The 15,115-nt window shown below is 59.1% G+C and carries 11 protein-coding genes and 1 pseudogene; 5 read left to right on the top strand and 7 right to left on the bottom strand.

Annotation, left to right across the window (positions count from 1 at the left end):
* Positions 1–79: 79 nt before the first annotated feature.
* Positions 80–430 (bottom strand): ethanolamine utilization protein, encoded by a 351-nt coding sequence (locus NL154_RS03835; RefSeq protein ID WP_434733605.1) that lies wholly within the window; start codon positions 428–430, stop codon positions 80–82.
* Positions 431–1,054: 624 nt separating this feature from the next.
* On the opposite strand from NL154_RS03835, the gene NL154_RS03830 reads away from it, so the two are divergent.
* From NL154_RS03830 to NL154_RS03820, 3 genes are all read left to right on the top strand, one after another.
* Positions 1,055–6,385 (top strand): DUF4082 domain-containing protein, encoded by a 5,331-nt coding sequence (locus tag NL154_RS03830; protein ID WP_434733604.1) that lies wholly within the window; start codon positions 1,055–1,057, stop codon positions 6,383–6,385.
* A 129-nt stretch (positions 6,386–6,514) separates the two neighbouring features.
* A complete protein-coding gene (locus tag NL154_RS03825; protein ID WP_210628773.1) occupies positions 6,515–7,318 on the top strand; it encodes a heparin lyase I family protein in 804 nt (267 codons plus the stop codon).
* Between the two features lie 867 nt (positions 7,319–8,185).
* Positions 8,186–8,434 carry a hypothetical protein gene (locus NL154_RS03820; RefSeq protein WP_210628774.1) on the top strand — a complete coding sequence of 83 codons (249 nt, stop codon included), beginning with the start codon at positions 8,186–8,188 and terminating at the stop codon, positions 8,432–8,434.
* A gap of 92 nt (positions 8,435–8,526) precedes the next feature.
* On the opposite strand, the pseudogene NL154_RS03815 reads toward NL154_RS03820, so the two are convergent.
* The 3 genes and pseudogenes from NL154_RS03815 to NL154_RS03805 form a co-directional block, all read right to left on the bottom strand.
* Positions 8,527–8,843 (bottom strand): annotated as a pseudogene (locus NL154_RS03815) (sunset domain-containing protein).
* 121 nt (positions 8,844–8,964) lie between these two features.
* Positions 8,965–9,336 (bottom strand): COG4315 family predicted lipoprotein, encoded by a 372-nt coding sequence (locus NL154_RS03810; RefSeq protein WP_221146790.1) that lies wholly within the window; start codon positions 9,334–9,336, stop codon positions 8,965–8,967.
* 327 nt (positions 9,337–9,663) lie between these two features.
* Positions 9,664–9,900 (bottom strand): hypothetical protein, encoded by a 237-nt coding sequence (locus NL154_RS03805; protein WP_405048791.1) that lies wholly within the window; start codon positions 9,898–9,900, stop codon positions 9,664–9,666.
* Positions 9,901–10,538: 638 nt separating this feature from the next.
* On the opposite strand from NL154_RS03805, the gene NL154_RS03800 reads away from it, so the two are divergent.
* Together NL154_RS03800 and NL154_RS03795 are read left to right on the top strand one after the other, a co-directional pair.
* Positions 10,539–11,501, top strand: a complete 963-nt coding sequence (locus NL154_RS03800; RefSeq protein WP_434733603.1) for a sterol desaturase family protein — start codon at positions 10,539–10,541, stop codon at positions 11,499–11,501.
* 624 nt (positions 11,502–12,125) lie between these two features.
* Positions 12,126–13,064, top strand: a complete 939-nt coding sequence (locus NL154_RS03795; RefSeq protein ID WP_210628346.1) for an IS110 family transposase — start codon at positions 12,126–12,128, stop codon at positions 13,062–13,064.
* 177 nt (positions 13,065–13,241) lie between these two features.
* On the opposite strand, the gene NL154_RS03790 is transcribed toward NL154_RS03795, so the two are convergent.
* The 3 genes from NL154_RS03790 to NL154_RS03780 all read right to left on the bottom strand — a co-directional run bounded on the left by NL154_RS03790 (position 13,242) and on the right by NL154_RS03780 (position 14,792).
* Positions 13,242–14,012, bottom strand: a complete 771-nt coding sequence (locus NL154_RS03790; RefSeq protein ID WP_221155566.1) for an SOS response-associated peptidase — start codon at positions 14,010–14,012, stop codon at positions 13,242–13,244.
* Positions 14,013–14,268: 256 nt separating this feature from the next.
* The gene (locus tag NL154_RS03785; RefSeq protein WP_434733602.1) at positions 14,269–14,589 is read right to left on the bottom strand and encodes a hypothetical protein; all 321 of its coding nucleotides are present in this window, start codon (positions 14,587–14,589) and stop codon (positions 14,269–14,271) included.
* Between the two features lie 2 nt (positions 14,590–14,591).
* Complete coding sequence (locus NL154_RS03780; protein WP_210631676.1) at positions 14,592–14,792, bottom strand: hypothetical protein; 201 nt, start codon at positions 14,790–14,792, stop codon at positions 14,592–14,594.
* Positions 14,793–15,115: the final 323 nt, after the last annotated feature.

The raw sequence follows: 15,115 nt of genomic DNA, 5'->3' as shown, positions 1-15,115 counted from the left end.
CCCCTCGCCGTCCCCGACCCCAAGCTGCCGTGGAAATCAATCGAGGCGGCCGCGGAAAAGCATCTCGTTGCCGTGGGACTTACGCATGCGCCGGCCGCCAATGCGGATAGGTGACATAGGCGGTGAGCGCGCCCTCCTCATGCGAGCGGATCGTCACGGTCTCGCCCTTCGGCATGTAGACGATCTCGCCCGGCCCGGCGCTGACCGTCCCCGCCTCTGCCGAAATCGAAAGCCGCCCTTCCAGAACGATCATGACGTCGTCGACCGCCATGGTTTCGGTCAGGCTCTGGCCAGGGGCGTAGCGTCCGTAACCGATGGTGATCGGCCCGCCATGCCGCTCATCGACGAGATTGCCGACGAGAATGTCTGCCTCCTGCCCCGGGGGACGCTCCAGCGAAGCGTCAGCGATCGCGAATTTCTGCATCTTCATTGTCTACCTCCATGCCGCCGGCTTAGGTAACGCGGAAATCTCCCGCGCCAAGTCCTCAGCGTGGCGCGATATCCCGCCATTGGAATGATCTGCGACACTCGGAAGGCCTCGCCAGCAAACGAAGGCGCGCTGAAACGAAGTGCTCTGACGCCGGTCCAGCGGCGCGATACGCTGCGCCGGCGGCGAGTTGAGTGGGAATGCACCCCCGCTCTCCGTCATTCCAGGCCTTGAGCCTGGAATCCATGGCCTTGGCCCATCACGCGCCGCGGATCCTGGGCGAACGACAACGAAAGGCGCCGCCCTGCCCTGCGTATCGGATCGACATGGCGCTTGCCGGCCACGCCGCAGAGCCACGAAAGCCTCGACTTCATCGGCGCATGGAGCGGCAGAAGCCGCGTCGTCAGCATCCATTTGCCAGCCTGCAACTGAGCTCCAGCGCATCCAAGGCGTGTGATGATTGACAGAGTTCTACCAAGAAAGAGCTAATTGGAAAGTCCAAAGGATCGGAGCATAGTCCGCCCAGTGGGGTTCAGCGCGCGTGGGAAAAGCGGGACACAGGACTCCTGCGGCCACGCCTCGACGACTTAGCAGGCAACATTGACAGGTTGATGCGGAGGTAGCGTGATGGCGCAGGGCGTCGTTTCTCTCAGCGGGACTCTGACTCAGAATCAGACTTTGGCGGCAAATGTCACCGATGTTGACGGGTTACCGTCAGGGACGGTCATTACCTATCAGTGGCAGCAGAGCAGCGATAACGGTGCCACCTGGAGCAACATAACAGGTGCAGCCACAGCCGCCCTGACCTTGCAGCAGGCTCAGGTCGGAAAGCGGGTGCGGGCAACCGCTGCTTACACCGATGCTTTGGGCAACCAGGAACTGGTTGCCAGCACCACCAATACCGCTGTCGCCAACGTGAGCGACATAGGCGTAGTCGCGATCACCGGTACACCCGTACAAGGCCAGGCCCTGGCCGCCGCGATCTCGGATCTGGATGGGCTCGCCAACGTGGCGATCACCTATCGTTGGCAGCAACTGATCGGAACCACCTGGAGCAACATCGCAAACGCCAACGGTTCAACGTGGACGCTTCAGGCAGCGCAGGTCGGCAGGCAGGTCCGCGTCCAGGTAACCTATACCGATCAGTCGGGAGGAACCGAAAACAATCGAACCAGCCTGGCCACATCCCCGATCGTCGCGAGCAATCCTGCCGGCAACGACATTGGCGTCGTCTCCATCATCGGGGCCGCAACTCAAAATCGGACGATCGCGGCGGGTGTTACCGATGTTGACGGGCTCCCGGCCGGGACCATCGTCGCCTACCAATGGCAGCAAAGCAGCAATGGCGGCGGCACGTGGAGCAACATTGCCGGCGCCACTGCGAAAACACTCAGCCTGCAGCAAGCACTGGTTGGGGAGCAGGTTCGAGCGACCGCCACGTACACCGATGCCCTTGGCAACAACGAGACGGTCGCCAGCGGTCCGACGACGGCAGTCGCCAACTTGAACGACGCAGGCGTGGCGACGATCACCGGTACGCCCGTTCAAGGGCAAGCCCTGACCGCGGCCGTTACCGACCTCGATGGGCTCGCCAACGTGTCGATCACCTATCGCTGGCAGCAGCTGATCGGGACGACCTGGACCGACATCGCCGGAGCCACCGGTCCGAACTGGACACTCCAGGCGGCGCAGGTGGGCAGGCAAGTTCGTGTCAGGACCACTTACACCGATCAGCTGGGTGGTGTCGAAACCAACCGGGCGAGCACGCCGACCGCAGCGATTGTCAGTGCCAACAACCACCCGGGTGTGCTTGGCATCAGCGGCACCGCGACGCAAGGTCAGGTGTTGACGGCCGCTGTCACCGACGCGGACGGTGTGCCGGGATCGGTGACCTATCAGTGGCAGCAGAGCAGCAACGGCACCACATGGAGCAATATCGGCGGAGCGACTGCCAAGACGCTGACCCTGCAGCAGGCCCAGGTCGGCAATTTCGTGCGGGCAACAGCCAGTTACATCGACAACCTGGGCAACAGCGAAAATGTCACCAGCCCGGCGACGCCCTCGGCAGTCGCCAATGTCAATGATCCCGGCGTGATCTCGATCACTGGCATAGCGAGCCAGGGCCAGACCTTGACCGCCAGCCTCAGTGACATCGATGGCCTGCCGGCAAGCGTCAGCTATCTGTGGCAGAGCAGCGACAACGGCACGACGTGGAGTGACGTCGCGGGCGGGCAAAGCCTGACACTGGGCAGCAGTCTCGTCGGCAAGCGCGTGCGGGTCAATGCCACTTATACCGACCTGCTTGGCACTGGCGAGACCGTCGTGAGCGCGGCGACTGCCCCGATTACCTCCGTAAGTTCCAGCCCCGTCAGCCTCTTCACCACCCAGACACCGGCCCAACCCAACTTCACCGACGGGCCTGGAGTGGACTGGGAAGTCGGGATGCGCTTCGTCAGCAGCAATACCGGTTCGATCCAGGCGGTCCGCTATTACAAGGCCCCCAGCGAGACCGGCACGCATGTCGGCCGCATCTGGTCGGCTACCGGGCAGCAACTGGCAAGCGTCACCTTCACCAACGAGACCGCCTCAGGATGGCAGCAGCAGACTTTGGCAAGCCCGCTGGTCATCAATGCGGGCACCACCTATGTCGTCTCGGTCAATGCCAACAGCTACTATTCGCTGACCTCGAACGGCTTTGCCAACCCGATCAGCAATGGCGGATTGACCGCCCCGGTCGGCGCCGGCGTCTACAACGATACCATCGGCACGTTTCCGACCCTGGTCTACCAGAATGAAAACTACTTCCGCGATGTCGTGTTTTCTGCCGCGGCGGCGAATCCCGACAACCACCCGGGTGTGCTTGGCATCAGCGGCACCGCGACGCAAGGTCAGGTGTTGACGGCCGCTGTCACCGACGCGGACGGTGTGCCGGGATCGGTGACCTATCAGTGGCAGCAGAGCAGCAACGGCACCACCTGGAGCAATATCGGCGGAGCGACTGCCAAGACGCTGACCCTGCAGCAGGCCCAGGTCGGCAATTTCGTGCGGGCAACAGCCAGTTACATCGACAACCTGGGCAACAGCGAAAATGTCACCAGCCCGGCGACGCCCTCGGCAGTCGCCAATGTCAATGATCCCGGCGTGATCTCGATCACTGGCATAGCGAGCCAGGGCCAGACCTTGACCGCCAGCCTCAGTGACATCGATGGCCTGCCGGCAAGCGTCAGCTATCTGTGGCAGAGCAGCGACAACGGCACGACGTGGAGTGACGTCGCGGGCGGGCAAAGCCTGACACTGGGCAGCAGTCTCGTCGGCAAGCGCGTGCGGGTCAATGCCACTTATACCGACCTGCTTGGCACTGGCGAGACCGTCGTGAGCGCGGCGACTGCCCCGATTACCTCCGTAAGTTCCAGCCCCGTCAGCCTCTTCACCACCCAGACACCGGCCCAACCCAACTTCACCGACGGGCCTGGAGTGGACTGGGAAGTCGGGATGCGCTTCGTCAGCAGCAATACCGGTTCGATCCAGGCGGTCCGCTATTACAAGGCCCCCAGCGAGACCGGCACGCATGTCGGCCGCATCTGGTCGGCTACCGGGCAGCAACTGGCAAGCGTCACCTTCACCAACGAGACCGCCTCAGGATGGCAGCAGCAGACTTTGGCAAGCCCGCTGGTCATCAATGCGGGCACCACCTATGTCGTCTCGGTCAATGCCAACAGCTACTATTCGCTGACCTCGAACGGCTTTGCCAACCCGATCAGCAATGGCGGATTGACCGCCCCGGTCGGCGCCGGCGTCTACAACGATACCATCGGCACGTTTCCGACCCTGGTCTACCAGAATGAAAACTACTTCCGCGATGTCGTGTTTTCTGCTGGATCAAGCGTTGCCTTGCGGGACAACAACACCATCTTCGTCAGTGAAACAGCGGGCGCTGCAACAATCACCGTCGTTCGCACAGGCAGCACGAGCGGGCAGCTGACACTGGAATACACGACCAACGAGATCGGCGGAGCCGGAGCGGCACAGGCTGGAGCGGACTATACGCCGCCGACCTTCAATGGCCGAGCCAATACCGGGCAAGTTGTTTTCGCGGACGGCGAGAGCAGCAAGACGTTTGCAATCCCGATCGTCAATGACCCCGATGCCGAAGGGACCGAGACATTTTCCGTCGGCATCCAGAATCCCGGGCCTGGTGGCTCGCTGGCAGCGCCGCGGACTGTTCTGGTCTCGATCGTCGACGACGACTCCGCACCCACCATCTCCGTGAGCAATCCGCTCATCACCTTGTCGGAGGCGGCGGTCGCCGCCACGATCACGGTTCAGCGCAGTGGAAACATCGATGCCGCGGCCACCGTTGCATATGCTACGAGCAATGGCAGCGCGATCGCGGGCTCCGATTATACGACAACAACGGGCGTGCTCACATTTGCCGCCGGGCAGGCGATCCAGACCATTTCTGTTCCGCTGCTCAACAACACGACGGCCGAGAGCAACGAAAGCTTCACTGTAACCTTGAGCAACCCGACAGGCGCTGTCCTGGGGAGCCAAACGACCGCGACCGTCAACATCCTGGACGACGACAGCAACCTCGGCAATCTGGTCCGCCAGACCGTGGTGTCCGGCTTGACCGAGCCAACGACCCTGGATTGGACGCCCGATGGCCGCTATTTGGTTGTCGCGCAACAGAATGGCGTTGTGCGGGTGGTGGACAACGGCACGTTGAGATCGACGCCGCTTGTCGATTTGTCCAGCCAGGTCAACTATACGCCCGGAGATCGGGGGATGCTGGGGCTGGCAATTCATCCGAACTTCGCGGCAAATCCATACGTCTATCTGCTCTACACTTACGACCCGCCGGAAACTGCGAATGGAACCGGCCTGGCGGGACCTGATACCAAAGGGAACCGTCCTTCGCGTCTCGTTCGGCTTACGGTCAACCCCAACACGATGATCGCCGATCCGGCCAGCATGGTCGTGCTGGCCGGTACCAATAGCACCTGGGCATACACCAGCCGTCCGGATCTCGACAGTACCGGCGCTGTGAACATACCGCCATCGGGCATCGTTAACGGCACCACCATTACCGCCCCTGCAAGCCAGATCGAGGTGGGAACGCAGGACAACGATCCAGATCGCGCCGGAATCCAGAACCAGAATATTCGGGACTATCTGGCGACGGACAGTGACTCCCATTCCAATGGAGCTCTCCATTTCGGGCCTGACGGCATGCTGTACTTCAGCAACGGAGACGGCACGTCTTACAATTTCATGGACCCTCGCACGGTTCGCGCTCAAGACGTTCACAATCTGTCCGGCAAAGTCCTGAGGATAGATCCGATGACCGGCGCGGGCGTTCCGGGGAACCCCTTCTATGACCCCGCAGATCCCAACAGCAATCAGTCCAAGGTCTTCTATTCCGGCGTGCGCAACGCCTATCGCTTCACCTTCGATCCGGTGACCAACCTGCCCGTGCTCGGAGATGTCGGCTGGAACAGTTGGGAGGAAATAAATACCGGTCCCGCCGGATCGAATTTCGGTTGGCCGTATCTGGAAGGTCCCGGCCGAACGGGCGGCTACCAGGATCTCCCTCAGGCGATCAGCTTCTACAACAATGGGAACCGAAACAGTCCTTCCGATCAGGCTGCTGTTTTTCCGCTGCTATCGAGAAGCCACGGCGCGCCTGACGGCGCCTCCGCGATCACGGTCGGGGATTTCTACAACAACGATACCCTGATGTTTGCGGATCTTGTCAATGGAAATGTGTACACCGCAACAATGAACGCAAGCAGGCAGATCACGAACGTACAGGTCTTCGACACCGGCGTCCCCTACCTGGTAGACATCGCGAAGGGACCGGACGGCTGGCTTTACGGTGCTGATTTGGGCACCGGCACCATCCGTCGCTGGGCAGACCCCAATGTGCCGACCGGCGGGAACCTGTTGGCACCGACTTGAGCCGTAGCACATCGGCAGCCCCCTTATGCAGTATTGAACGCGTAACAGGCGATGCCGAGACAATGAGGGAGGCTGGCGATGCCGCCGAGAGCTAATCGGTCAAGCTCAGGGTTCAAGAATATTGGGATATTGAACTTCCTCCGCAAAATCCTGGTAGCAGTACTTCTGCCAGTTCTTTCAGCAAATCTTTCATTCGGTGCGGAAAGGACATTTAAACTTCCTGGCTTCACCCACCCGTTTAGAGTTACGACGGAGCGCAATCAGCCGGGCGGCTTTACAATGGTGAAAGACCCGCTGGATCAGTACAACGCGGCCAAGGTGTTCAAATTTTCGATCAACCCAGGTCCGTGCGTACGGGACGACTGCGAGCAACAGTCGGCTCGCGCGACGGTTCAGCAGGGACGCAAGGCCAAGCAACCCAAGGAGGCATGGTATGGTTGGGACATGTATTTCGTGCCCGACTTTCCGATTGGTTCGAAGCAGGTCAGAGGTCACGAGATATTCGTCGAATTCAAGGATCAGGACCAATGCCAACTCGTGGCCCTGACCACCAATCCCCATAGCAACGACCAATTCCTTTCATGGAGTATGGAAAAGCCAAGCGGGAAGCAGATGACCCAGTTCGGCGGTGACTGTATTGACCTTTTTGACATGCGCGTCGCGCCCATCAGCGAACTGGCGGGCGCTTGGCACCGTTTCGAACTCCTTGTTCGATGGACCAGGGAAGGCGACGGACGCTTCATGATGTTTCTGGATGGGAAGCAGGTCGTGGACTATCACGGCGTTACCTGTTTTTCATGCGATAAGCTAAATTACTTTCTTTTCGGCAACTACCTGTGTTGCACGACTGGCACCAAATTGGTGGTGCCCGCGACGGTCTACTATCGCTACGTCAGCATGGCGAAGTCGCGTGAGGCTCTCGTTTGGAAGTAGTTCAGCAGGATCGACGGCGATGGGGCGGCTCCGCGAACAACGAAGTTTGCGGAGCCGAAGTGCACGGAGGGAGGTGGGCGGCGCCATAAGGCCGCGGGTGTTAGAACCCCTCACCTTGATACGATCCGAGGATGAGCTCGACTGAACATCACTCGGCGATTTCTTTCGAATTCTCCTGGAAGTGGGCTCGGGCAGTCTCGTCAAGATCGATCAGCTTGTCGATCGCTTCCTCAATCAGCGGCGAGATGATCGGGCGTAGAGCGGCTCCGGTAGGATGCCGACAAAAAAGCCCCGCCGTAACGGGGCAAGGCTTGACAACACGGATCGCACAGGAGGAACACCCGTGCTTTCCTGTTGCTTCAACGAAAGAGGGACTGGCTATGTTCCGGTACGGTGTTGGACATAGTAGAACGCAGCTTCATCTTCTCATTGAGCACTTGAAGAAGGCGTTATTTGTCTCGCCAGGGAGGTTCTGACTGGATACAGCAACATTGCTAAACCTCCCTGGCGTCCTCTTGACAAGGATGAATAAAATCTAGCTCGACTCTTACCAAGAAAAAGACGGACTTAAGTCGGGCATTGGGCGCCGTGGTTTTGTAGTGCGGTTCAAGCATGACGCAAAAAAAGCCCCGCAGCTCAGCGGGGATTAGCAGATTGGGGTTTTTTTTGGCTTTGCGCACCTAGGCGCTGCACAACTATTCTCAACGATGTTTTCTTTACTGCAATAAGTACGACTTTATCACTTTGACTTAGGGTCGAATGCATAAATGTGCGAAACCGCACTGACGGTTGGTCTTAGAAGGCTGATGCACTACGGTTTTCTTATCGCGCTCCGAGCGAACTGTTGCGACGCTTAGGGAGGATGATATGGCGGACTTCAATCTCTTACTTCAGCTGGAAGACGTGAACGTGATTTCGGATGCTGTTCGTACTTGGTTCCGGCACAATCACGCCGCGCCGACGGAACAATCAATGCAGCTTCTTTGCAGCTCGGCAGTCGACCTATTTAATGAAGGACATAAGACGCGCGAGGAGCTGGTCACGCTGCTGATCATGAAGTTTGATAGCAGTCATTCGCTGCAGGTCAACGCGCCGACGTCCACATCTCATCATTGACCAGTGATATCGGCCATGAATGCCGAGCGCCGGCAGGTGACCGACAGGGTCGCCACGCAAGCGGCCTTTCCAATTCAGGCCATCTCCGCTCATTACGATTTCGCTTTCCGCCAGCCGGCGGCCCAAGCTTAAATTCCGAGCAGAACCATCGTTCTCCATACGTGGGGCTGATCTTCGTCTGCTCGTCGTATCGCTGTCCCGGCACATGGAAGATGCGCTCGCCAGTCTCGATGGAGATGTTGCCCTTGATCCTGCACGATAGACCGGAGCCGCCAGAAGCGCCCCAGGAGGCCAGCATGTCGCTTGCAGTCCAGCCGCCGGCTGCACCAAACGCGACCGCGCCGATGACCAAACCCGGCGCCCTGAACAGCACCGATTTCTTCTGCGGAACGCGATACTCCTGACGCATGCCGCATCCCCGTCATTTCGCGCGAGGATTGTAGCCGCGTTAGAGCATGGCGAATATCTATCCAAAAGGCTTATCTGGACCTGCTTGGGCTGAGCGGCCCTGAAGGTTCCAGTGCGCCGGACTACTTGGCGACATGCCAAACTCCGCCGACGCCATCGCCGGTCGTATCGCCAGGCTTCTTGTCTCCGGCGAAGGTGTAAAGCGGCTTTCCTTGGTAAGCCCACATCTCCTTGCCGTCGGCCGCCTTGACAAGTGACCATTCGCCTTCGGCCTTGGCCTTGGCGGCGGCGTGGAAGGCCGGCCATTTCTTCAAGCAGGCCTCGTCGCAGTTTGATTTGCCCATGGCGTCTTTGTCGAACGTATAGAGTGTCATACCTTTGGCGTTTGCCAGGATCTTACCCATCTTCGTGTCGACCATTTTGGCCGGTTCCGCTGCAAAAGCCGAAAAGACAGTCGCAGCCAACAGGCCCATGGAGACGATCAGCGTTTTCATGAATACCTCCAGTTCGGGAGTGCCAGCGGGATCTGGCAGGGTCCGATGTGAGCAAGAAACGCTCCGGCGAGGTGGCGGTTCCGTGATCTAACTGACGGCGATGCAGATTCGGATTTGTCTTGTGTGGATGAGCGACGGGGCTGTAGCCTGGCTGCGGCATTGGCTCAAGATTAACTGATGAACCCCGCGTTTAAAAAAAGCCCCGCGCGGCTCGCGGGGCCAGTGAGCGTGCATGGCAAGGCGGTTGAGGGCGCCTAGCGCACGCTCAGGACTAACGTAGGGCCGCGATGAAGGTTCCCGAGGCTCATCCTTTTGGCGGGCGTCAAATCAGCAGCCGACGTCAGTCGCACCAATCATTTCGCTGCTTCGGGCTCCACGTCCTGGCGAAACCTTCCGAAGCAGCTTCTTGCCGATTTCTTCACCATTCGTACGGTAGATGTTGATGAGCGGCCGATGCGATGGCGTCTTGTCGACCGAGCCGCTGAACACCACCCTCAGACCCTTTTCAGCCAAAAGCTCTTTTAACCTGCCCTTGGCGATCAGGGCCAGCTTCCATTCCTTCATGCATTCGGCATGGCTCCCGATCTCCGGCCTCTCGATGCCGGAGACGAACGGAACTCCTTCCCCAGCAGTCTCATGTTCTGCCCATCCCATTTCACGGTGTCGCAGTCGACCGCCGTCAGAGAGGCGCAGATGATCAGCCCAGCAATCATCTCGAGGAGCTCCGTTTCCTCAATTCATTCCATGTGGTCGCCATCTGGGGCGAATTGGTCAGCGCCGGCTTGCCGCTGTCGCTCATCCAACCTCCTGGAAAGTCGATGCCGGATCAATGGACCATTTCGGCCAAAACTCCAATGCCAAAAAACCCCGCCTTCGGTAGGGCGGGGCCAGTTATGGGTTGCGCTGGGCCGCACATCGAAGTGTCGAGAGGCTGCTGTGGAACAAATCTCACCACGGCCTAAGGTCCTACGACGGCGCTGCCTATTATTGTTCCCGTCCTAAGTTCTTTTCATGAGCCTGTCGGCCGACCATGTAATTCCAGCAGTTTTTCGGAGTGCTCCTCGACCCTCCTGCATGCCTCCCGGCACTGCACTTCCACCGCCGGTAATACATCAAAAGGACGCCCCGATCGTCCTTTGAGCAATGTGGCAAAAGCGCATCGTCAGGACCAAGCTGTAAGGGTTCGTGTTTGGAGCAGTGCCATGGTGCTGGTCGAATACTGCCTGCACAAGCTTGGAAGCTTTTTTTACAACACTTATTATCTGAATGGTAAGGCAATGGCGCTCAGTTTCGCCATTTCCATCGGCCTGGTTCTGACGGTTTTCGCGGTGGAGCTCACCTATGTGGGGTTCGGCAGTTCCGGGTTCCGTCGGGTTTTCTTCGAACGCAGCAAATCCACAATCACCGACATCGTCTATTTCGTCCTTCAGGCGACGGGAATGATTACGTTATTCGCGGCCCTCGCATCATTTGGTCTTTCCTATGCCATCACCCACGCGGCTCAGAATGCCCCCCACCTGGGCCTTGCCCGGAGGCTGCCTGGCTTGGCACATGTTCTCTTGTTCCTAGTGCTGTCAGACTTCTTGAGCTATTGGCAGCATCGGTTGATGCACCGGCTGCCCGTACTATGGCGGCTGCACGAATTTCACCACGCAGCCGAAGAGTTCAACGCGCTGACTTCGTCGCGGGAGCATCCGCTGGAGAAGGCCATAAACATGGCCATTATGGTCGTTCCGGCGCTGCTTATCGGCCTGCCAACGGCCGAATTCGCCTTCGTGACCATCACCTTTGGCGCCATTGGTCTGGTCAAGCACAGTGCCATTCCGTGGCATGGCTGGTTTGGCAAATACGTGATCCAGTCACCACGCGACCACTTCATCCATCACTCCCGAGTGCCGGAACATCACGACAAGAATTTCGCCAATTATTTCCCGATCTGGGATCATTTGTTCGGCACCTATTACGAGGGCGATGCAGACGGTGCAAAGCTCGGTCTGGACCGCGACTACTTCAACCAAACCGATCCGTTCCGCGAAACCATCGCCACGGAAATTCGTTTCTTCCAACGCGCGTGGCAAGCTGCCAAGGCCAAGTGCGGCATAAGCCCCATAAGGGGAAAACCTGCCTCGCCGCGGGGGCTGTCGGGCCACAAACAGCGCCGGTAGCGCGAAGCTGGCATCGCTCTGTTGTGATAAGCGACAGCTTTCTGGAATCAACGAACTAGAGCTTTTCCGGGTTAGATTGAAGCATTCTGTTGGCTCAAACGGAGTCGGATGGTCGACCGGCCGGCGCGCGTCGTAGCCCAGTTCTACGGCCAAGCCGGCCGGTCGATCAGCCGGCCCGTTTCAGCCAACCCTCCCGCAGATTTGCCTGGCAAATCTGCAAGACCTTGGAATCGCCGGACGCACTTGTCGCTTCGCCCACGGCGAAGCGGTGCGGCCGGTGGGCCGGGCATGCTTCCGCCAGGATCAAAGGCGATCGGCTCGGACGTACCTGGGGTATGCCCGTCGCCAATCGCCTTCGCCCTGACGAAAACCTGCTCCGGCAGAATGCTTCAATCTAACCCGGAAAAGCTTGTCTTATGATTTCCACGCTTCTTGTTGAGATAAAGAAGCGCCGGAGAGGACGGCCATCCTTCTCCGGCGATGGGGGACGGATCGTGAAATGGCAGGTCGACGTTCTTGCGAATGCCGGGCCGAGCTAGAGTTTGATCGCCCCCATCTTTTCCTATCGTCCTGAACGGATACCTGAGCTTTGGGCTCGGATGACAAGCATAGGAGGCGGAAAAGATGACGGATATTACCATCGGCGCGGACATCTCGAAAGACCATATCGACTTGCACCGCCTGCCGGACGGCCAAACGCTGAATGTTACCAATGACCGCAAGGGCTTTGCTGCCATTCTCAAATGGATCGGCCCAAAGGGCGCGGGGCGCATTGTCTATGAGCCAACCGGCCCCTATCACAAGGCCTTCGAGCGCTTCATGGCGATGCAGGGATTGCAGCTCTGCAAGGTCAATCCCCGCGTTGCCCGGCGCTTTGCAGAGGCCACCGGCCGGCTTGCGAAGACAGACAGGATCGATGCCGCACTGTTGGCCCGCTTCGGCGCGCTTCTTGAACCGCGCATCCTGCAAGCCAACACGCAAATCCACAATGATCTGAAAGAGTTGCATATGGCGCGGCTGGCCCTCATCAAGGACAGGACCGCCGCGAAGAACAGGGCGAAGAACCTGTCCAATCCACTGTTGAAGAGACATAACACCCACCGGCTCAGGCAGATCGAGCGCCAGATCAAGGCCGTGGACGAGGCCATCATGGCGCTCATTGCCGAAGACGCGACCCTGAAGGCCAGGCTCGAGATTCTCATCTCGATCCCTGGCGTGTCGCGGGTCACGGCCTTTACGCTGCTCATCGAGATGCCCGAACTGGGGGAACTTGACGAGAAGGCCGCAGCCGCGCTCTCGGGACTGGCGCCGATCTCCCGTCAGTCCGGACGATGGACCGGACGCGCTTTCATTGCCGGCGGAAGGGCCATCGTCCGGCAAGCACTCTACATGCCGGCCCTCGTTGCATGCCGCTTCAACCCGGAACTCAGCGCCAAATACGACCTCCTCATCAAAGCCGGCAAGCCGCCGAAGGTCGCCATCACAGCCATCATGCGAAAGATCATCCTGCTGGCAAACGCACTCCTGCGGAAAAACCAAAAATGGACACCAAAAGCCGCTTGATCAAAACGGATACTCTAGCTCCGATTGACAGAAATGACAGCGCGTTTCGACCGTCCTCGATTGGGAAAAGCCGAAGCTTTCCCACTTCGCGCAGCCGGCGACACTGCAATAGTGCTCGATGATCAGTTAGCGCCCGGCGCTGCTGAATGCCCTTATGCCCTTCTCCACGAATAGTGATCATAGCAAACTCGTTTGCACCGGCTCCCCGGCGTTGCTGACGATGGTCGAACCGTAGGCCTCGCGCGAGATCACCCTGATTGCGTCGTTCGGCAGCGGGCGGGCGAGCGCCTTTGCCTCTTCCCACGGGGCGCGCATCCACACGTCGACTTCTTCTTGTGTCAGCAGCAGCACAGGCATCGCCCTTTGATGGATTGGCCGTACAACATCGTTCGGCTCGGTTGTGAGGAACGCGTAAAGGTCGTCGGTCGTCAATCCGTCCTTGACTTTGCGGACGCTTTGCCACTGCGGAACGTGGACGCCCGCGAAAAACATCAGCGGCTTGCCTTCGTCACGAGCGAACCAAGCGTTCGGGGTGCTTCCCCCGTCCTGTTTGCTGGCGGGGTCGGGTTCGGCAAAGCTGGTCACCGGCACTATGCAACGGCTCTGGACACCGAACCATTTCTTCCAGTGGGGAACATTCAGGTTCCGGATGTTGGTAACGCCCTTGTCGGGCTCCATACGGATGAGCATGTCCATGTCGACGGGCTTGCCCTTCTGGCGCAACTTCTCTGCCCGAGCCTCGGCCGCCTGCTTTATTACGAAAAATGGCGAGGGAAGACCCCACCTCGCATGGACAAGCTGCTTGCGGCCATCTGCTGTGTTGCGGACGATCGGGCCCATCTGGTCCGGGTTCATCTGGTAGGCCGGCATCAAGTTGACCAGACTCTCGACGTCTTGGGTCCACTTATTGACCCAATCCTTCGCGTCCATCCGGTATAAATTGCACACATCTCCCTCCCTCGGCGTCCATACGCCATTGTTGTCCACTTCGTTCGCGTCGATGAACTGGCCGTTCCAACAATCCCGGAATTGCTCCGCAGCTTCGCGGCTGCCGAAGCAAAAGACAAGATAGCTATCCTACTCGATCGACGCGCTATAGCTCTTCGATCTGCTGTCCAGTACGAGCGCCGAGGTGATGACCGTGCCTCGATCTCGAACAGAATAGCGGTGTTCGGTGCCTGGCTTATCTCGGCGCGATGCCATCCTACAAAACTCCGTCTTCCCAAATTGGCTTTTTGACCGACGTCACTTTGACCAGTCGGCGCACTGGAAGCTTGCCGATTTCAGGCCCCCAAATCTGGACGACCTTCAGGTTCATGTATTCCCTTCGGTCGCAGAGCTGACAGCGGAACCGGCCGGCCAGGCGATCGAGGCTCACGTCCTTCGTCAGCTTCAGCAGGTCACGCGGGAAAAACCGGTAAGTCCTTCGACAGAGCTGGCACGTCACCTCGAGCAATTGATTAGCGTCAGCCGCGTCGCGCAGGCTCCACCCGCGCAACTTCTTGGAATAGTTCATTTCCGGCATTGTCAGTCTCGGCCGTATCTCGGCCGCCACCCGCGCGTGATGCCTCGGCCCATCGCGCCTTCGGTCAGCACTAGCTGCCAGCGAAGGTAACGGATGTCTGCCAGGAGCGTTCCTATCGCCGCTTGCGCATCGCCTTTGTGATAGGCAAGCACCTCGGCAATCTCATCATCAACAATGGCTTCGCCGATCGGCTGCTCGCGCATATCCGTGCTCCATACTTTAGTTTTCAGATTGGCGGCCGCCTCGCCCGATGTTCTTATTATGTTCACGCGCGCGATGGAGTCAATAATCCTCTGTTTCTTTTCGAGGGCGGCTGACGTCTTGGCGGCGTGGAGGGCCGTTCCGTCCTCTAGGGAAGCTGAGGGGTCACAAGGCAGCCGAGATGTTTTCCCCGCCAGCACTTGAAAGGCATCGTCCAGCTTCCTGTCGTCCACGAGATAAAATGCGTCCCGCTTTGGCAGTGAAAGAGCCAAGCGACCGCCAGCTTGTGTGATACGGTGCAGCTTATCGACTTCGTGGGCGAGGT

Source organism: Rhizobium sp. YTUHZ044 (assembly GCF_051123975.1).
In the GTDB taxonomy this organism is placed as follows: domain Bacteria; phylum Pseudomonadota; class Alphaproteobacteria; order Rhizobiales; family Rhizobiaceae; genus Rhizobium.
Note: the sequence above shows the minus strand (reverse complement) of the source record. Positions and strands in the feature narration are given on the sequence as shown.